Annotated in this window: 21 protein-coding genes; 6 read left to right on the top strand and 15 right to left on the bottom strand. The window is 63.5% G+C overall.

The features are described from left to right. From CGX12_RS05920 to aspS, 13 genes are all read right to left on the bottom strand, one after another. The coding region (locus CGX12_RS05920; RefSeq protein ID WP_142995580.1) for a YbgF trimerization domain-containing protein at positions 1-360 on the bottom strand (360 nt) is incomplete at its 3' end. Positions 361-376: 16 nt separating this feature from the next. After that, complete coding sequence (gene pal, locus CGX12_RS05925; RefSeq protein WP_094038970.1) at positions 377-898, bottom strand: peptidoglycan-associated lipoprotein Pal; 522 nt, start codon at positions 896-898, stop codon at positions 377-379. Positions 899-924: 26 nt separating this feature from the next. Continuing rightward, positions 925-2,223, bottom strand: a complete 1,299-nt coding sequence (tolB, locus tag CGX12_RS05930) for a Tol-Pal system beta propeller repeat protein TolB (RefSeq protein ID WP_094038971.1) — start codon at positions 2,221-2,223, stop codon at positions 925-927. A 2-nt stretch (positions 2,224-2,225) separates the two neighbouring features. Continuing rightward, a complete protein-coding gene (tolA, locus tag CGX12_RS05935) occupies positions 2,226-3,389 on the bottom strand; it encodes a cell envelope integrity protein TolA (protein WP_094038972.1) in 1,164 nt (387 codons plus the stop codon). Between the two features lie 7 nt (positions 3,390-3,396). After that, complete coding sequence (gene tolR / locus CGX12_RS05940) at positions 3,397-3,822, bottom strand: protein TolR (protein WP_094038973.1); 426 nt, start codon at positions 3,820-3,822, stop codon at positions 3,397-3,399. Next, on the bottom strand, positions 3,822-4,502 hold the full coding sequence (tolQ, locus tag CGX12_RS05945) for a protein TolQ (protein WP_094038974.1): 681 nt from the start codon (positions 4,500-4,502) through the stop codon (positions 3,822-3,824). Before tolQ ends, tolR begins: the two co-directional genes overlap by 1 nt. Continuing rightward, positions 4,492-4,902 carry a tol-pal system-associated acyl-CoA thioesterase gene (gene ybgC, locus CGX12_RS05950; RefSeq protein WP_094038975.1) on the bottom strand — a complete coding sequence of 137 codons (411 nt, stop codon included), beginning with the start codon at positions 4,900-4,902 and terminating at the stop codon, positions 4,492-4,494. Before ybgC ends, tolQ begins: the two co-directional genes overlap by 11 nt. Positions 4,903-5,106: 204 nt before the next feature. Continuing rightward, entirely contained in the window at positions 5,107-6,114 is a 1,008-nt protein-coding gene (gene ruvB / locus CGX12_RS05955; protein WP_094038976.1) for a Holliday junction branch migration DNA helicase RuvB, read from the bottom strand. 3 nt (positions 6,115-6,117) lie between these two features. Then, positions 6,118-6,723, bottom strand: a complete 606-nt coding sequence (gene ruvA, locus CGX12_RS05960; protein WP_094038977.1) for a Holliday junction branch migration protein RuvA — start codon at positions 6,721-6,723, stop codon at positions 6,118-6,120. Positions 6,724-7,011: 288 nt separating this feature from the next. Next, entirely contained in the window at positions 7,012-7,533 is a 522-nt protein-coding gene (ruvC, locus tag CGX12_RS05965; protein ID WP_094038978.1) for a crossover junction endodeoxyribonuclease RuvC, read from the bottom strand. A 77-nt stretch (positions 7,534-7,610) separates the two neighbouring features. Next, the gene (locus tag CGX12_RS05970) at positions 7,611-8,351 is read right to left on the bottom strand and encodes a YebC/PmpR family DNA-binding transcriptional regulator (RefSeq protein ID WP_094038979.1); all 741 of its coding nucleotides are present in this window, start codon (positions 8,349-8,351) and stop codon (positions 7,611-7,613) included. A 3-nt stretch (positions 8,352-8,354) separates the two neighbouring features. Further along, complete coding sequence (gene nudB, locus CGX12_RS05975; protein ID WP_094038980.1) at positions 8,355-8,798, bottom strand: dihydroneopterin triphosphate diphosphatase; 444 nt, start codon at positions 8,796-8,798, stop codon at positions 8,355-8,357. Positions 8,799-8,801: 3 nt separating this feature from the next. After that, a complete protein-coding gene (gene aspS, locus CGX12_RS05980) occupies positions 8,802-10,583 on the bottom strand; it encodes an aspartate--tRNA ligase (RefSeq protein ID WP_094038981.1) in 1,782 nt (593 codons plus the stop codon). Between the two features lie 295 nt (positions 10,584-10,878). Between aspS and CGX12_RS05985 the strand changes: the two genes are divergently transcribed. From CGX12_RS05985 to CGX12_RS06010, 6 genes are all read left to right on the top strand, one after another. Next, a complete protein-coding gene (locus CGX12_RS05985; protein ID WP_094038982.1) occupies positions 10,879-11,721 on the top strand; it encodes a DUF72 domain-containing protein in 843 nt (280 codons plus the stop codon). 204 nt (positions 11,722-11,925) lie between these two features. Further along, positions 11,926-12,654 carry a carboxy-S-adenosyl-L-methionine synthase CmoA gene (gene cmoA, locus CGX12_RS05990; RefSeq protein ID WP_094038983.1) on the top strand — a complete coding sequence of 243 codons (729 nt, stop codon included), beginning with the start codon at positions 11,926-11,928 and terminating at the stop codon, positions 12,652-12,654. Beyond that, positions 12,651-13,661 (top strand): tRNA 5-methoxyuridine(34)/uridine 5-oxyacetic acid(34) synthase CmoB, encoded by a 1,011-nt coding sequence (cmoB, locus tag CGX12_RS05995; protein WP_094038984.1) that lies wholly within the window; start codon positions 12,651-12,653, stop codon positions 13,659-13,661. The genes cmoA and cmoB overlap by 4 nt, the downstream gene beginning before the upstream one ends. Next, complete coding sequence (locus CGX12_RS06000; RefSeq protein WP_094038985.1) at positions 13,654-14,424, top strand: ATP-dependent zinc protease family protein; 771 nt, start codon at positions 13,654-13,656, stop codon at positions 14,422-14,424. Before cmoB ends, CGX12_RS06000 begins: the two co-directional genes overlap by 8 nt. A gap of 8 nt (positions 14,425-14,432) precedes the next feature. Continuing rightward, positions 14,433-15,947 (top strand): inactive transglutaminase family protein, encoded by a 1,515-nt coding sequence (locus CGX12_RS06005; RefSeq protein ID WP_094038986.1) that lies wholly within the window; start codon positions 14,433-14,435, stop codon positions 15,945-15,947. Then, a complete protein-coding gene (locus CGX12_RS06010) occupies positions 15,940-16,911 on the top strand; it encodes an alpha-L-glutamate ligase-like protein (protein WP_094038987.1) in 972 nt (323 codons plus the stop codon). The genes CGX12_RS06005 and CGX12_RS06010 overlap by 8 nt, the downstream gene beginning before the upstream one ends. A gap of 221 nt (positions 16,912-17,132) precedes the next feature. Here the strand turns inward: CGX12_RS06010 and rluB are convergent, their stop codons facing one another. After that, positions 17,133-18,056, bottom strand: a complete 924-nt coding sequence (rluB, locus tag CGX12_RS06015; protein ID WP_094038988.1) for a 23S rRNA pseudouridine(2605) synthase RluB — start codon at positions 18,054-18,056, stop codon at positions 17,133-17,135. Positions 18,057-18,065: 9 nt separating this feature from the next. Continuing rightward, on the bottom strand, positions 18,066-18,686 hold the full coding sequence (locus CGX12_RS06020) for an L-threonylcarbamoyladenylate synthase (protein WP_094038989.1): 621 nt from the start codon (positions 18,684-18,686) through the stop codon (positions 18,066-18,068). Positions 18,687-18,688: the final 2 nt, after the last annotated feature.

The raw sequence follows: 18,688 nt of genomic DNA on the forward strand, positions 1-18,688 counted from the left end.
GCCCTGGGCCTGGCCGCCATTCTGGGCGCCGCTCGGCTGAGGCGCCGCCGGCGCCGGGGCCGGCTGTTGGGCCGCATCCTGCTGAGCCGCCAGTATGGCGCGCTGGCGCTCGATCACCTGCTCCAGCCGGTAACTCTGCTCTTCCAGCAGGCCGCGCAATTCGCTGACTTCCTGCTGCAACCCGTTCAGCTGGCGCTGTTGGTCTATTTGGGCCTGGCTGCGGGCGTTGAAGGCGCGCTCCAGTTCAGCCAGGCGATCATTGACGGAGCCGCTGCCACCCACGCTCGTCACCGGTGCCTGGGCCCAGCTGGAGGTGGATAAAACAGCGGCCATCGAAATGGCCGCTAAATTAATCTTCATAGGGTCGACTTAAACCTTAGTAAACCAGAACCGCGCGGCGGTTCTTGGCGAAACCGGCTTCGGAGCGAGAAGTATCTACCGGCTTCTCCTCACCGTAGCTGACGATGGCCAGTTGGGCACCGTTCACACCCAGGCTCTGCAGGTAGCTGGTCACGGCCTTGGCACGACGCTCGCCCAGGGCGATGTTGTACTCGGGAGTGCCGCGCTCGTCCGCATGGCCTTCCACCAGCACGCTGACGGAGGGGTTGGAACGCAGGAAGCTGGCGTGGGCTTCCAGTACCTGGGCGTAGTGGCCGGTCACTTCGTCACGGTCGAACTCGAAGTAGATCACGTTCTCGCGACGCAGGGCTTCGTACTGCTGGCGCATCTGCTCATCGGCAGACATGGCACCGCCCACACCGCCGGTCTGTACGCCGTCCTGATAGCCGCTGCCCGCGGTACCGGTCATCGCATCGGAATCACTGGTGGAGCTACATGCGGCCAGGGTCAACATGGGCAGCGCTACCGCCAGACTCTGAAGCAGTTTTTTCATTTGCATCATTTTTCCTTAGAAATTGCAATGGTTTAGTTAAGGAACGGTGACCATGCCGGTGCACGAACATCACCGCTTCGTGCGGGCAGCCTGGCCTTGAAGCGACCATCCATAGACACCAGGGACAGCACCTGGCGGCCCTGATAGGTAGTACTATAGATGATCATGGTGCCGTTTGGTGCCGGGCTTGGCGATTCATCAAGCTGGGTTTCAGTTAACACCTGCATATGACCGCTATCCAGCTCCTGACGGGCAATTCGGTACTGTCCCTGTGAGCGACTGACCAGCACCAGGCTCTTGCCGTCTCTGGTCACGCTGGGTCCTAGATTCATATCCCCCTGGAAGGTGACACGACGGGTGTCACCCGAACCCAGATCGACCCGGTAGATCTGCGGCCGGCCGCCCCGCTCGGAAGCGAAGAAAAGGGCATTGCCGTCCGTCGACCAGGCCGGTTCGGTGTCGATTGTGCGGTTATTGGTCACCCGGGTCAACTGGCGGCTGGCCAGGTTGAGCACATAGATTTCGGGCTGACCGTCCCGGGACAACACCAGGGCCAGGCGGCTGCCGTCCGGCGACCACTGGGGCGCGCCGTTGATGCCCGGCTGGGAGCTGACCACCTGACGCTGCTGGCTGTAGATGTCCTGCACCACCACCTCGGCCTTCTTGTTCTCGAAGGACACATAGGCCAACCGGCGGCCGTCCGGCGACCAGGCCGGCGACATCAGCGGCTCGCGGGAACGCAGCAGCACCTGCTCGTTGAAGCCGTCGTAGTCGGCGATCATCAACTGATAGGGGTACTGGGCACCGTGCTGCACGTTGACGTAGGCGATGCGAGTGAGGAAGGCGCCCTTGATGCCGGTGAGCTTCTCGAACACGATATCGGCGATGCGGTGGGCGTACTGGCGCAGCTGGGCCGCCGGCACGGTGGCGCTGCGGCTTTCAAGCAGCTGGGCGCCGTTCCTGTCCAGCACATCGGCCAGCTCGAAACTGATGCGGTACTGATCGCCACCGGCCGGCTCAATGGTGCCCACCACCACCGCCTCGACCTGGCGGGAACCCCAGAGGGCGGGGTTGAGCTGGCTGGCCTGGGCCACCTGCTGCGGCAGGCTGCCACGATCCAGCGGACGGAACATACCGCTGTTGCGCAGATCGCTGGCGATCACCTCCGCCAGATCCTGGGGCATGGCCCCTCCCCCGGTCCATTGAAAAGGCACCACCGCCACCGGACGGGCGCTGTCGATGCCGCCGGTAATAATGATATCCAGCGCCGCCTGAGCCCGGCCTGCGAGCAGCAGCAGCGGCAGCCATAACCACAACCATCTTTTTGTCATCACTAGAGCCTCGGTATCAGCGTTAAATTCAGGTTTTGCAATTGTCGGTTCACTTCCGGATCCTTCGGCATCGGCAGGGTGCCGGTCTTGCGGATAGCCAGCTCCGCCGAGCGGCACACTTCCCCGTCACCCTGGCCCTGGCCAATCTGCAGGATAAGGCCGTCGGCCGCCACCCGGATATTGATCCGGCACTGCTTGCCGACCATGGTCGGCCCCACCAGCCAGTTGCGCTGAATGGCAGCGATGATCATGCCGGTATAGCGATCCACCTCGCCCGCCGCGGCCGCGGAAGAAGAGGAGGAGCCGGTCGGCCCCGAGCCCATCAGGGCTTCCAGATCCTTCAGCGCCTGCTCCTGTTCGCGCTTCAGCGCGGCCTCGGCCTGCTTTTTCGCCTCTTCGGCCTTGCGCTTCTGTTCGGCTTCCGCCTGCTTTTTCGCCTCTTCGGCCTTGCGAGCCTCTTCCGCCTTGCGCTTTTGCTCGGCCTCGGCCTGCTTTTTCGCCTCTTCAGCCTTGCGAGCCTCTTCCGCCTTGCGTTTTTGCTCGGCCTCGGCCTGCTTTTTGGCTTCCTCGGCCTTGCGCGCCTCTTCCGCTTTACGCGCCTCTTCTGCCTTGCGTTGTTGCTCGGCTTCGGCCTGCTTTTTGGCTTCCTCGGCCTTGCGCGCCTCTTCCGCCTTGCGTGCCTGCTCCGCGGCCGCCTGCTTTCTCGCTTCCTCGGCCTTGCGGGCTTCCTCCGCCTTGCGCGCCTCTTCCGCCTTGCGGGCTTCCTCGGCCTTGCGCTGCTGCTCTACCACCTGCTGGCGTTCACGCTCGGCCTGAGCCTGTTGCTCGGCCACTACCTTCTGCTGTTCGGCCTGGCGGGCCGCCTCTGCTGCCGCCCGCTGCTGTGCCGCCTGCCGCTCGGCTTCTTCGGCGGCACGCTGTTCGGCTTCCTGCCGTGCCTGTTCGGCCGCCTGGGCCTGCTGCTGTTTGGCCTGCATGTCGGCCAGCTGCTGCGCCTGGGCCGCCACCATGCCATCGTCTATCATGGTAGCTTCGATTATGGATACCGCCTGGGTCGGCCGCTTGGGCGCATTGAAATTGACGCCCACCAGGAAAAAGATCCCGATCGTCAGGTGCAGAGCCAGCGAGATCAGTAACGGCTTGCGAATGCCCTCGTTCTCGGTCATGAGTCCGCTACTGCTCCGGTTGGGTCATGAGGCCGACGGACGGCACCCCGGCCGCCTTCAGGGTCGCCATCAGCTGGATCACGGCGTCATAACGTACATTGGCATCGCCCTTCACCACCACCGGCGCTTCCGGCGTGGTTCTCAGCTGATCCTGCACCATGGTGGCCAGCTCCAGCAGATCCACCGCCTCGTCCCGGCTGTCGCCCACGTCCAGGAAATACCGGCCTTCGGCGTCGATGGACGCCACCAGCGGCCTTTCGCTGTCTTCCGGCAGCATCTCGGCCTGGGCCTGGGGCAGATCCACCTTGACCCCCTGGGTGATCACCGGTGCCGTGGCCATAAAGATGATCAGCAGCACCAGCATGACGTCGATATAGGGCACCACGTTGATCTCGGCAACGCTTTTGCGACGCCTGCGCTGATAGCCGTGCATCAGTTGTTACCTGTCATCACTTGGCGGTTGAGGATGGTAGAGAATTCGTCCATGAAGTTGGCCAGGTGGTTTTCCTGCCGCTCTACCTGATAGCTGAAGCGGTTATAGGCGATAACCGCCGGTATGGCCGCAAACAGGCCCATGGCGGTGGCGATCAGCGCCTCGGCGATGCCGGGGGCCACCATCGCCAGGGTGGCCTGCTGCACCTCGGCCAGGGCGATAAAGGCGTTCATGATGCCCCAGACGGTACCGAACAGGCCGATATAGGGGCTGATGGAGCCGATGGTGGCCAGCAGCGACAGGTTGGTCTCCAGCCGGTCCACTTCCCGGGACAGGGCGACCCGCATGGTGCGGTAGGTGCCTTCCAGTATGCTGTCCTGGGCACGGCCCTGTTTTTGCAGGCGCACAAATTCCTTGAAGCCGGCGTAAAAAATCTGCTCCATGCCGGCCAGGCTGTCGCGGCGGGCGTTGCTCTCGTGGTAGAGGCGGCTCAGGTCGGAGCCGGACCAGAACTTTTCTTCGAAGGTTTCGGCGTCATCCCGGGCCGTGGTCAGCACCTTGCGCCGATTGATGATCAGCGCCCAGGACAGGACGGAGAAGCCCATCAGGGTCAGCATCACCAGCTGGACCAGCAGGCTGGCCTCCAAGAACAGACCTATAAACGATATTTCAGCGTGCACCTGACAATACTCCCATCAGCGGCTCAGGAATGGCAAAAGGTTTCATTTGAGCAATCTGGACGCAGGCGATCAGTACTTCGCCCCTGGCCAGACAAAGGCCCGCATCATCCAGAATTTCCTGCTCAAACACAATAGAGGCTCGTTTCAGCATTTTCACCGTCACGGTGACTTTTAATGCATCATTGAAGCGCGCCGGCTTGCGCAGATCCAGCTCGACACGCCGCACCACAAAGGCGACCCCCTGCTCCAACAACCCGTCTTGCTCAATCCCTTGACTGCGCAGCCACTCGGTGCGCGCTCTCTCCATGAATTTCAGATAGTTGGCGTTATAAACGATACCACCGGCATCGGTATCTTCGTAGTAGATACGCACCGGCCAATAAAAGTTCGTATCAGACATCGGCTACTCGGCCGCGAGGCTCAAAAGATGGGCATACTATACCCGAGTCATGGGAGGGAAAGAAGATGGCCCCGGACAGCCACGACACCGGCTGACCCGGAAGCGGGAAGCGGGAAGCGGGAAGCGGGAAGCGGGAAGCGGGAAGCGGGAAGCCGAGCCTACCCACCTCTCGATCGACTTCAAGCTTCAAGCTTCCAGCTGCCGTTACGGTTCCGGCAGATCAAAGCCGAAGTGCAGGTAGGCCCTGGGGGTGGCGACGCGACCCCGGGGAGTGCGCTGCAAAAAACCCTGCTGGATAAGGTAGGGCTCAATCACGTCCTCGATGGTTTCCTTTTCCTCGCCGATGGCCGCCGCCAGGTTGTCGAGCCCCACCGGACCGCCCATGAACTTGTCAAGCACGGCGTGCAGCAGCTTGCGGTCCATGTAGTCGAAGCCCTGCTTGTCCACGTCCAGCATGTCCAGCGCCTGGGCGGCGATGGCGGCGTCGATGCTGCCGCTGCCCTTGACCTCGGCGAAGTCCCGCACCCGGCGCAGCAGCCGGTTGGCGATGCGCGGCGTGCCCCGGGCCCGGCGCGCCATTTCAAAGGCACCGTCATCGTCGATATCGAGCCCCAGCTTGTCGGCACTGCGGCTGATGATATGGGCCAGATCCGCCACCTGGTAAAACTCCAGCCGCTGCACTATGCCGAAGCGATCGCGCAGCGGCGAGGTGAGGGAGCCGGCGCGGGTGGTGGCGCCCACCAGGGTGAAGGGCGGCAGTTCGAGCTTGATGGAGCGGGCCGCCGGCCCCTCCCCTATCATGATGTCGAGCTGGTAGTCTTCCATCGCCGGATAGAGGATTTCCTCCACCACCGGGCTCAGGCGATGGATCTCGTCGATAAAGAGCACGTCGCCCGGCTCCAGGTTGGTGAGCATGGCCGCCAGATCACCGGCCTTCTCCAACACAGGGCCAGAGGTGGTCTTGATGTTCACCCCCATCTCATTGGCGACGATATTGGCCAGGGTGGTTTTGCCGAGCCCCGGCGGGCCGAAGATCAGCAGGTGATCGAGGGCTTCTTCCCGCCGGCGCGCCGCCTCGATGAAGATTTCCATCTGGCTGCGCACATGATCCTGGCCCCGGTAATCCGCCAGCGCCTTGGGGCGGATGGCCCTGTCGATGGCTTCCTCTTCCCGCCGGGGGGCCGGGTTGATAAAACGGTCCGCTTCTATCATGGCTTATCCCATGCTCCGCAGGGCTTCGCGGATCAGTTGTTCGGCGTTCATCTCCGGCCTGGCGATTTTCTTCATCGCCTGCTCGGCCTGGGCCGCCTTGTAGCCGAGCGCCAGCAGCGCGGCCACGGCCTCGTCCCGGGCGCTGTCGGCCAGCACCGCGGAGGTCGCCGACTCGGGCGCCGGGTTGAACAGATCGTAACCGCCGAAGCCCTTGAGCCGGTCGCGCATCTCCACGATCAGCCGCTCGGCGGTCTTCTTGCCCACCCCCGGCAGCTTGACCAGGGCACCGATCTCCCCCTGCTCCACGTTGTAGATGAACTGATCGGCGGTCATGCCGGAGAGGATGGCCAGCGCCAGCTTGGGGCCGACGCCGTTGGTCTTGATCAGCTCCCGGAACAGGGCCCGCTCGGTCTTGGTGTTGAAACCGAACAACAGCTGGGCGTCTTCCCGCACCACGAAGTGGGTGAGCAGGGTCACCGCCTCACCCACCTTGGGCAGTTCGTAGAAACAGCTCATGGGCAGGGTGACCTCGTAGCCCACCCCGTTCACATCCAGCAGGATCTCCGGCGCCTGCTTCTCGCTGATGATACCTTTCAACCGACCTATCACTGGGGCTCCCCGCTAACCAATCTGTGTGGCGCCAAGCATAATAAATAACTGGATAAATATCCATGCACCTGAGCTGGAAGCCATCAGCTAGAAGCTGGAAGCAGATCGAAGCTGTTTGGAAATATTGAACCGTCTCTTTGGATTCGGCTTTGTTTGCGGGATGGACTCCCGCCTGCGCGGGAGTGACTCACTTCTAGACAAAACACAGCCTCACAAACACGGCGTACTACTCCCAGCAACACCACTTCCAGCTTTCGGCTTCACGCTTCCAGCTTGCGCGGCCGCGCGTCAGCGAAACCGCTTTCTCACCGTGCCACGTACCTGACCGGACATGCTGATCAGGCTCTGGCGGGTGTGACCATGGCACAGGGCCACCGCCAGGGCGTCGGCGGCATCGGCCTGGGGCGTGCCCGGCAGCGTCAGCAGCTTGACCACCATGTGCTGCACCTGGGCCTTGTCGGCGGCGCCGGTGCCCACCACTGCCTGCTTGATCTGGCGGGCGGAATACTCCGCCACCTCCAGGCCGGCGTTGGCGGCGGCGACGATGGCCGCGCCCCGGGCCTGGCCCAGCTTCAGCGCCGAGTCCGGGTTGCGCGCCATAAACACCTGCTCGATGGCGAACAGCTCGGGCCGAAACTGCAGGATGATCTCGCTCACCCCGTCGTAGATCTTCTTCAGCCGGGGCGCCAGCTCATCGTCGCCCATGCGGATACAGCCCGAGCCCAGGTATTCCATCCTGTTGCCGGTCTGGCGCACCACGCCATAGCCGGTGATACGCGAGCCGGGATCGATGCCGAGGATAATGGACATATCAATAAAGCCGGAAGCTAGAAGCTAGAAGCAGGAACTTCTTCCAGCTTCAGGCTTCAGGCTTCAGGCTTCAGGCTTCAGAGCTTTTGAGCCACTTCATCGGAGATCTCGCCGTTGTGGTAGACCTCCTGCACGTCGTCCAGATCCTCGAGCATGTCGATAAGCCGGAGCAGCTTGGGCGCGGTGTCTTCGTCCAGCTCCGCCCTGGTGGAAGGGATCATGGTCACCTCGGCGTTGTCGGCGACCAGGCCGCCGGCGTCGAGGGCATCCTTGACGGCGCCGAACTCGTCCCACTGGGTGTAGACGTCGATGGAACCGTCGTCGTTCACCACCACGTCCTCGGCGCCGGCCTCCAGCGCGGCGTCCATCACCGCCTCTTCCTCCGCGTCCTGGTAGCTGATCACGCCCTTCTTCTCGAACAGGTAGGCCACGGAGCCGTCGGTGCCCAGGTTGCCGCCGCTCCTGGAAAAGGCATGGCGCACCTCGGACACGGTACGGTTGCGGTTGTCGGTCATGCATTCCACCATCACGGCGGTGCCGCCCGGGCCGTAGCCTTCGTAGACGATGGTTTCCAGCACCTGGCCGTCCAGCTCGCCGGCGCCGCGCTTGATCGCCCGGTCGATGGTGTCCCGGGTCATGTTGTTGGACAGCGCCTTGTCGATGGCGGCGCGCAGCCGCGGGTTGGAGGCGGCGTCGGAGCCGCCTTCACGGGAGGCCGTGGTCAGTTCACGGATAAGCTTGGTGAAGATCTTGCCGCGCTTGGCATCCTGGGCCGCCTTGCGGTGCTTGATATTGGCCCACTTACTATGACCTGCCATAGGTTATTCTCCGGTTTGCTTGCTCTGGATCAGCCTGCCGATGGCCTCCTGGTTGGTCCAGGAGCTGGCGGCGCGCCGGGCGTCCTCCAGGGGCAGCCAGCGCTGGGCCAGGTGCTCGCTCAAACGCACCTCGCGGGGCGCCGGCAGGCGTAAACGGAATTCGTATTCCCAGTTATGGGTGACCCCCGGGCGATAGCGGTGCCGCCAGCGGGGATAGATCTCGAAACGCACCCGGTGGCCGGTTTCCACCAGCGCCAGGCCGTCGTCCAGCCTGATCCCGGTTTCTTCCTCCAGCTCGCGCACCGCCGCCTGAAAGCGGCTCTCGCCCGGCTCCAGGCTGCCGGTGACCGACTGCCAGAAGTCCGGGTTGTCCTTGCGTTGCAGCAGCAGCACCTGGTCCTCGGTATGAATGAGGACCAGCACCGACTCCGGGTGCTTGTGGCCCATGCCTCAGTCGTCCGCCCTGTCGGCCTGGGCCGCCGGCAGGCGGGTGGCGATGGCCAGTTCCGCCAGCGCGTCCGGGTTGGCCAGGCTGGGCGCATCGGTCAGCAGACAGGAGGCGGTGGTGGTCTTGGGGAAGGCGATCACGTCGCGGATATTGTCGGTACCGGTGAGCAGCATCACCAGGCGGTCCAGGCCGAAGGCCAGGCCGGCATGGGGCGGCGTGCCGTATTTCAGCGCCTCCAGCAGGAAGCCGAACTTCTCCTGCTGCTCCTCGGCCTCGATGCCGAGCAGGCGGAACACCGTCTGCTGCATCTCGTTGTTGTGGATACGCACCGAGCCGCCGCCCACTTCGTAGCCGTTGATCACCATGTCGTAGGCATTGGCCACCGCCTCGAGCGGGCTGGCTTCCAGTTCGGCAACCGAGACCTCCTTGGCGGCGGTGAAGGGATGGTGCATGGCGTAGAGACGACCGTCCTCTTCCTCGAACATGGGGAAGTCGATCACCCACAGGGGTTTCCAGCTGTTTTCCAGCAGTCCCAGATCCTTGCCCACCTTGAGGCGCAGGGCGCCCATGGAGTCGGCCACCACCTTGGCGGAGTCGGCGCCGAAGAAGAGGGCATCGCCGTCCTGGGCGCCGGTGCGGGCCAGCAGCTCGGCCACGATGGACTCGGTCAGGAACTTGGCCACCGGCGACTGGATGCCCTCCATGCCCTTGGCGGCCTCGTTCACCTTCAGCCAGGCCAGGCCCTTGGCACCGTAGATGCCCACGAACTTGCCGTATTCATCGATCTGCTTGCGGGAAAGTGCCGCGCCGCCGGGCACGCGCAGGGCGGCCACCCGGCCCTTGGGATCGTTGGCCGGGCCGGCGAACACCTGGAAGTCGACCTTCTTCAGCAGATCGGCCACGTCGGTCAGTTCCAGGGGGATGCGCAGATCCGGCTTGTCGGAGCCGTAGCGGCGCATGGCCTCGGCATGGGTCATCACCGGGAAGGCGCCCAGATCCTGGCCGGCCAGATCCTGCCACAGCTCGCGCACCAGTTGCTCCATCACCGCGCGCACCTGCTCGGCGGTCATAAAGGAGGTTTCCACGTCGATCTGGGTGAATTCCGGCTGGCGGTCGGCGCGCAGGTCTTCGTCGCGGAAGCACTTGACTATCTGGTAGTAGCGGTCGAAGCCGCTCATCATCAACAATTGCTTGAACAGCTGGGGCGACTGGGGCAGGGCGTAGAAATGGCCCTTGTGCACCCGGCTCGGCACCAGGTAGTCGCGGGCGCCTTCCGGGGTGGCCTTGGTCAGCATGGGGGTTTCGATGTCGAGGAAACCCTGCTCGTCCAGGAAGCGGCGCACCCGGCTGGTGACCTTGGCGCGGGTCTTGAGGAAGCGGGCCTGCTCGGGGCGGCGCAGGTCCAGGTAGCGGAACTTGAGGCGCTGCTCTTCGGAGTTGTTCTGGTTGAAATCCAGCGGCAGGGGGGCGGCCTTGTTGATGATGGTCAGTTCGTGGGCAAAGACTTCCACCTCGCCGGTGGCCATGTCCTTGTTCACCTGGGATTCGGGGCGGGCCCGCACCACGCCTGTGATCTGCACGCAGAACTCGGCGCGCAGTTCGGACGCCTTCTCGTAGGCCTCGGCCTTGTCCGGGTCGAAGAACACCTGGACGATGCCTTCCCGATCGCGCATATCGATGAAAATGAGGCCGCCCAGATCACGACGGCGATGCACCCAGCCACTCAGGGTCACATTCTGGCCAACCAGGGCAGCGTTGACCTGCCCGCAATAAATAGTGCGCATGGATCTGTTCCTAATGATATTGCCGCGCGACCGCCCGGGCCGCGGGACCGAATTTGTCAGCGAATAGCGCGCTAGTATAATCGGAAACCCGAAGGGCGGTAAAATCTTACCGCCACCACTGCGCGGTGGCGGTAAGATTTAAGACGGAAGCTGGAAGCGGGAAGACGCTCGAGGAGTCGGCGGATTCAGCGCCGCGGTTGCAGGTCAGACCGCACATGATGTCGGACCGGCATCAGCATTTACAATCACCGCCGTGTTGCTTCCGGCTTCCAGCTTCCAGCTTGATAGGAGAGATATGCCGTTATATCTGGGCCTCAGCCAGTGGTCCCATCCCGACTGGCCCGGCAGCCTGCTGCGGCGGGGGCTGAAAAACGCCGATCACCTGGGGGATTATGCCCGGGTGTTCAACACCGTGGAGGGCAATACCAGCTTCTACGGCGTGCCCGACCGCCACAGCCTGCTGCGCTGGGAAGCCCAGACCCCGGCCCATTTCCGCTTTACCTTCAAGTTTCCCTCCTTCGTCAGTCACCAGGGCCGGCTGGAGGAGAACATCCGGGCGGCGCTGGACTTTATCGACCACCTCGCCCCCCTGCACCCCAAGCTCGGCATGCTGATGCTGCAACTGCCCAAATCCTCGGGGCCGGAGCAACTGCCGGGGCTGTCGGCCCTGCTCAAGGCCCTGCCCCGGGACTTCGGCTACGGGGTGGAGGTGCGCCACCCCGCCTTTTTCGCCAAGGGCGAGGCGGAAAGAAGGCTCAACCGGCTGCTGCTGGAGCAGGGCGTGAACCGCATCATCATGGACTCGCGCCCGGTGTTTTCCTGCCCGCCCGACACCCCGGCCCTGATGGATGCCCAGGCCAAGAAGCCGAAGGTGCCGGTGCATGTCATCAGCACGGGCGACTGCCCCATGGTGCGCTTTATCGGCCATCCCGAGCCCGGCTACAACCAGCCCTACTGGCAGCCCTGGCTGCCGCGCCTGCGCGCCTGGCTCGACCAGGGCAAGTCGGTCTACCTGTTTGTGCACACCGCCGACAACCGGCTGGCGCCGGTACTGGCGGCGGAGATGGCCGACGCCCTGGGCGCCCCCCTGCCCGCCTTTCCCGGCCAGGCGCCGGCTCCCCAGGGCGAGTTGTTCTAAATTGGGTGAGGAGTGAAGGACTTCCCCCTCACGCCTCACGCCTCACGCCTCACGCCTCACGCCTCACGCCTCACGCCGCCAGGCGAAAAATAATTTGTCGCGCCTCTTTGCCGCCCGCAAGACAACACCCTGCGCTTCTTTTACAATATCGACCATTCAGTGCAGCCATTGCTGCCGTGAGCCAAGGTCGTAACCAATAGAACCATGCAAGCAAAAGATCATATTTTCGCCGCGCCCATCGCCCAGCTCGGTGATTTCTGCTTTGACCAAAAAGTCGCCGAGGTGTTTCCGGACATGATCAAACGATCCGTGCCCGGTTATTCCAATATCATTTCCGCCATCGGCATGATGACGGCCCGCTTCGCCCGGCCCGGCACCCATTTGTACGATCTGGGCTGCTCCCTCGGCGCCGCCACCCAGGAAATGCGCCGCAACCTGACGCAGCCGGGGTGCCGCATCGTCGCCGTCGACAACTCCAGCGCCATGCTGGAGCGGGCGCGCGGCCACCTGGCCTCGTACAAATCCGAGGTACCGGTGGAACTGGTGGAGGCGGATATCTGCGATATCGCCATCGACAACGCCTCCGTGGTGGTGCTCAACTTCACCCTGCAGTTTATCGCCCCCGAGCGCCGGGAAGCGCTGCTGGCAAAAATCCATCAGGGACTGAACCCGGGCGGCGTCCTGATACTGAGCGAGAAGTTCAGAAGCGCCGACGACACCGTCAACGAGCTGCTGATCGATCTGCACCACGACTTCAAGCGCGCCAACGGCTACAGCGAGCTGGAGATCAGCCAGAAGCGCACCGCCCTGGAAAAGGTGCTGCGCCCGGACACCCCCGAGCAACACAAGGAAAGGCTGGCCCGGGTCGGCTTTGCCCACGTGGACCTGTGGTTCCAGTGCTTCAACTTCGGCTCCATGGTCGCCGTCAAATGATCGATTTCAGCGACTTTTACCAGCAGATCGCCAAGAGCCGGCTGCAACACTGGCTGCACTGCCTGCCGGGACAGCTGCACGACTGGCAGAAACGACACCTGCACGGCGACTTTGCCCGCTGGGTTCGTGCCCTGCACAAGCTGCCGAAGGTGGCCACCGGCCATATCGAGCTGGCCGAAGGCGTCCACCTCGGTCGCCCCGGCGAAGTGTCCGACGGCGAACGGAAAAAGATAGAGAGCCTGCTGCGCCAGTTCCACCCATGGCGCAAGGGGCCCTTCGACATCCACGGTATCCATATCGACACCGAATGGCGGTCAGACTGGAAATGGGATCGGCTCAAGGAGCACATCAGTCCGCTCAGGTACCGTTACGTGCTGGACGTGGGCTGCGGCAGCGGCTACCACCTGTGGCGGATGATGGGGGCCGGCGCCGAAATGGCGGTGGGCATAGATCCCTCCCAGCTGTTCCTGTGCCAGTTCGAGGCGGTAAAACATTTCGCCAATGGTTATAAAGGGATTCAGGTATTACCCTTGGGTATCGAGGAATTGCCCGAGCTGCGCGCCTTCGACACCGTGTTTTCCATGGGCGTGCTCTACCATCGCCGCTCACCCATCGATCACCTGCTGCAGCTCAAGGCCCAGTTGCGCGGCGGCGGCGAACTGGTGCTGGAAACCCTGGTCATCGACGGCGACGAACACCAGGTACTGGTGCCCGGCGAGCGCTACGGCAAGATGCGCAACGTCTGGTTCATCCCCAGCAGCGCCGCCCTGGTCGGCTGGCTGGAGAAATGCGGTTTCGAAGGGATAAGGGTGGTCGACGAAAGCCCGACCAGCCTGGCAGAACAGCGGCGCACCGACTGGATGCGCAACGAATCACTGGCGGATTTTCTCGACCCGAGCGACACCGCCAAAACCATTGAAGGCTACCCGGCGCCCAAGCGGGCGATCATCATCGCCAACAAGCCGGTGGACCCACAGTATCAATCACAAGAGGGACATTATGAATAAAGTCGCGACATCGCTGGTATTACCCCTGTTGCTGACCGCCTGCGTCAGCCGCACATCAGAGGTGGACGCGCAGCCCGAGCCCATGCCCGTATCCGAGCAGCAGCTGCAGGCCTCGCTGGCCAGCCTGGAGGCCCGGCTGGTGGATACCATGTTCCAGCAGAACACCCAGCTCAGCAGTAATCACCATGCCTTTATGACCGCCCTGCAACAGGAGCTCAAGACCTTGAAAAAGCAACTCGAGGAGCCGCAGCTCGCCATGCCGCTGCCGCCACCGCCGCCCGCAGCCCCGGGAGACTACCCCGAAAACGAAACCCGGGACGGCAAGCTGATCGTGGGCGAAACCGAGGAAATCTGGCTGGACGCGGTCAACGACAACTTCCCGGCGCGCATCGACACCGGCGCCACCACCTCTTCCCTCAGCGCCCAGGACATCACGGTATTCGAGCGCGACGGCAACCCCTGGGTCAGCTTCAATCTGGCTCATGAAGGGGTGGACGAGAAGCTGCCGGTGGAAACCCCGCTGGTACGCTACGTGCGCATTCGCCAGGCCTCCGCCGACAACACCGAACGGCGTCCCGTGGTGGCCCTCACCCTGCGCCTCGGCCGGTTGTCGGAGCGCACCGAATTTACCCTGACCGACAGGTCCCAGATGACCTATCCGGTGCTGCTGGGGCGCGAGTTCCTGAAAGACATTGCCGTGGTGGATATTGCCCGCCAGAACGTGCAGGGCAAGCCCAAGCGTCCGACTTCTTCCAACGAGTAAACCACGCCATGTACTCACGCAAGCCCTTTTATCTGATCGTGGCCGCCCTCTTCCTGGTCGGCCTGGCACTGATGCTGCATCGCCATTTCGTGTACGAAGTGCCCTGGCTGCCCGGTGAAAAGCGCCAGATCTGGTCCATCGAAGCCAAGGTGGAATTCGAAGCCTCCGGCCGGCCGGTGAAGGCCTCCCTGGCCATTCCCGGCAGCCAGCCCGGCTTTACCCTGATGAACGAGTCCGCCGCCTCCCCCGGTTACGGCCTGTCCTTTGTCGAGGCCAATGGCAGCACCCGGGCCGAGTGGTCCATCCGCTCCGCCACCGGCCTGCAGGAGCTGTACTACAAGGTCGACATGATGCGGGATCCCTTCGCCAAGGGGATGCTGTCGAGCCAGATCCCGGCCGTGCCCCGGCCCCAGGTGCCCGAGCCCTATGCCACCGCCATGGATCAGGTGCTGGCCATCGCCCAGGAACGTTCCTCCGACGGCATCACCCTCACCCGGGAGCTGCTCAAGGAACTGAACAACCGGGGCCAGAACGCCGAGCTGCTGGCCCAGTACAAGTCCGCCGGCCCCCTGCTGGTGGATCTGCTGCACCGGGCCGGGGTGCCGGCCCGCCTGCTCAAGGGCCTGCAACTGGAAGACGGCCGCCGCCGCCAGACGCTTATCGATCTGGTGCAGGTCTACGAGGGCGACAGGTACGAGGTGTTCCATCCGGCCAGCGGCCGCCAGGGCCACCAGGAGAACCTGCTGCTGTGGGAATACAGCTCGGCACCGGTGCTGGACCTGGTGGGCGGCAGCAACTCCCGCGTCACCTTCACCATGCTGCAACAGGAGCAGCCGGTGAACGTGGCCCTGGCGCAGAAGTTCGATCAACCCGAGTGGATCAACGTCTCCCTCTACAACCTGCCGCTGGAAGAGCAGGCGCTGTTCAAGGGCATACTGCTGATCCCCATCGGCGTGCTGGCGGTGGTGTTCCTGCGCATCATCGTCGGCGTCAAGACCTCGGGCACCTTTATGCCGGTGCTGATCGCCATGGCCTTTATCCAGACCAGCCTGCTCACCGGCCTGGTCGGCTTTTTGCTGATCGTCGGCACCGGCCTGGTGCTGCGCTCCTACCTCTCGCACCTCAACCTGCTGCTGGTGGCGAGGATCTCGGCGGTGATCATCATGGTCATCGGCATGATCGGCTTCTTCAGCATCGTCGCCTACCAGTTGGGCCTGACCGAGGGCATGAAAATCACCTTCTTCCCCATGATCATCCTGGCCTGGACCATAGAGCGGATGTCGATACTGTGGGAGGAAGAAGGCGCCAAGGAAGTGGTCAAACAGGGTGGCGGCTCGCTGCTGGTGGCGGTGGCGGCCTTCCTGGCCATGAACAACGAAGTGATCCGCCACCTCACCTTCAACTTCCTCGGGCTGCAGCTGATCGTCATGTCCCTGGTGCTGCTGCTGGGCAACTATACCGGCTACCGCCTGACCGAGCTCAAGCGCTTCAAGCCGCTGGTGGATGAGCAGAAACATGTTTAAGAGCCTGCTGGAAAAATACGCCTCTCCCTTTGCCCTGCGCCGCATGGGCATCATGGGCATGAACAAGCGCAACATTTCCTATATCAGCCGCTACAACCCGCGCCGGCTCTATCCGCTGGTGGACAACAAGCTCAAAACCAAGCAGATAGCCCTGGATGCCGGGGTGACGGTGCCGGAGCTGGTCGGCGTGATCGAGTTCCAGCACCAGGTGTCCCATCTCTGGGATCTGGTCAAGGACTGGCCGGGCTTCTGCATCAAGCCCGCCAAGGGCTCCGGCGGCAAGGGCATAGTGGTGATCGAGCGCCACGACAGGACCAACTTCGTCAAGCCGAGCGGCAAGGTCGAGACCATAGGGGATCTGGAGCGGCACATCTCCAACATCCTGGCCGGCCTGTTTTCCCTCGGCGGCAAGCCCGACGTGGCCCTGATCGAGGCGCTGATCAACTTCGACGACGTGTTCGACGGCTTTTCCTACGAGGGCGTGCCCGATACCCGGGTGATTGTGTTCAAGGGCTTTCCGGTGATGGCCATGATGCGGCTGTCCACCGACGCCTCCGACGGCAAGGCCAACCTGCACCAGGGCGCCGTGGGCGTGGGGCTCGACATCAACACCGGCCGGGCCATCCGCGCGGTGCAGTTCAACCTGCCCATCCGCTATCATCCGGATACCGGCCGGGATCTGCTCGAACTCAAGGTGCCCTACTGGGAAGAGCTGCTCAACCTCTCCTCCTCCTGCTACGAGATGTCGGGGCTGGGCTATATCGGCACCGACATGGTGCTCGACAAACAGAAGGGCCCCATGCTGCTGGAGCTGAACGCCCGTCCGGGGCTCGCCATCCAGACCGCCAACGCCGCCGGCCTGGTGCCCAGGCTGAAGAAAATCGAAAAGCTCGGCAAGAAGGTGACCATGTCGCCGGAAGAGCGGGTGGCCTTTTCCCGGCGGGAATTCGCCACCGAAGCCTGACTGGCGTGAAGCGTGAGGCGTAAGGCGGGATGATGGGGCGCAGGCGGCCCGCCTGCATTAGCGCCCGCAGGGCGCTCAAATACCAGGGCCTGCCGCTGCGCGGCAAAGGCGGGCGAGCCGCCCGCGCCCCACAAAACCTCGAAAAACCAACAAAAACGGCGCCGGGATGACTCCCGGCGCCGTTTTTCTTCACGCTTCAGGCATCCAGCTTAGCGCTGCTTTCACATCCTGGTTTTGCGCTTTTGCCGCTGGCCGGTGCTGCGCGGGCGGGCGGGGGCCGGCTTCTTGGGTGCCGCGCCGGTGCCGGCGCTCTTCATGCGGGAATTGTGCTTGCGCACCGCCTTGCGGATCTGGGCCACCTGCTTGTAGCGCTCGGCGGCGTGCACGTCCACCTTGCTCTGCTCCTCCGGCGCCAGCCCCACCTCCCGGCGCAGGTAGTTCACCTGCTCCAGGGGCAGCTCGGCCCAGCCGCCCCGCGGCAGGGTACGGGGCAGGTCGATCTTGCCGTAACGCACCCGGATCAGCCGGCTCACCTGCACCCCCTGGGATTCCCACAGCCGGCGCACTTCCCGGTTGCGGCCTTCCTTCAGGGTGACGTGGAACCAGTGGTTCATGCCTTCGCCGCCGCTGTACTTCAGGGTCTCGAATTTGGCCTCGCCGTCTTCCAGCATCACCCCCTTGCGCAGCCGCTGCATCATGCCCTCGTCCACCTCGCCGAACACCCGCACCGCGTATTCCCGGTCGATTTCATGGCGCGGGTGCATCAGCCGGTTGGCCAGCTCGCCGTCGGTGGTGAACAGCAACAGGCCGGAGGTGTTCACGTCCAGCCGGCCCACCGCCACCCAGCGCGCGCCCTGCAGCTTGGGCAGGCGGTCGAACACGGTCGGGCGCCCTTCCGGATCCTTGCGGGTGCTCACCTCCCCTTCCGGCTTGTGATAGGCCAGCACCCGGCAGATGATCTCGCCCTGGGGCTGGGTTTCCACGATATGGCCATCTACCCGGATCTGCTCGCTGCCGGTCACCCGGTCGCCCAGGTGGGCCACGTTGCCGTTAACGCTGACCCGTCCCATGCTTATCAGCGCCTCGATTTCGCGCCGGGATCCCTTGCCCGCCCGGGCCAGTACTTTTTGCAGTTTCTCAGTCATGTCATTCACTTATTCAAAGGGACGGCTATCGCCCGCGCCCTGGCGCACGATAACGGGAACATCGTCATAGAGATCCACCACAGTGGTGGGTCTGGGATCCAGCACACCGCCGTCGATGATCAGATCCACCAGCTTTTCCAGCCGCTGCCGGATCACCTGGGGGTCGTATTCGGCCTCCTCCTCGCCGGGCAGGATCAGGCTGCAGGACATCAGCGGCTCGCCCAGGGCCTCGAGCAGCGCCAGACTGATGGCGTTGTCCGGCACCCGCAGGCCGATGGTCTTGCGCTTGGGGTTCTGTAGCCGCTTGGGCACTTCCTTGGTGGCGCGCAGGATAAAGGTATAGGCGCCGGGGGTGTTGTTCTTCATCAGCCGGAAAGCGGTATTCTCCACCCGGGCGTAAAACGACAGCTCGGAGAGATCGCGGCACACCAGGGTGAAGTTGTGATCCTTTTCAATCTTGCGGATGCGGCAAATGCGTTCCATGGCGTTCTTGTCGCCCACCAGGCAGCCGATGGCGTAGCCGGAGTCGGTGGGATATACCAGCACCCCGCCCTGGCGTACGATGGCCACCGCCTGGTTGATCAGGCGGGCCTGGGGATTGTCGGCGTGAATTTCGAAATACTGACTCATAA

The organism is Zobellella denitrificans, assembly GCF_002237365.1.
In the GTDB taxonomy this organism is placed as follows: domain Bacteria; phylum Pseudomonadota; class Gammaproteobacteria; order Enterobacterales; family Aeromonadaceae; genus Oceanimonas; species Oceanimonas denitrificans.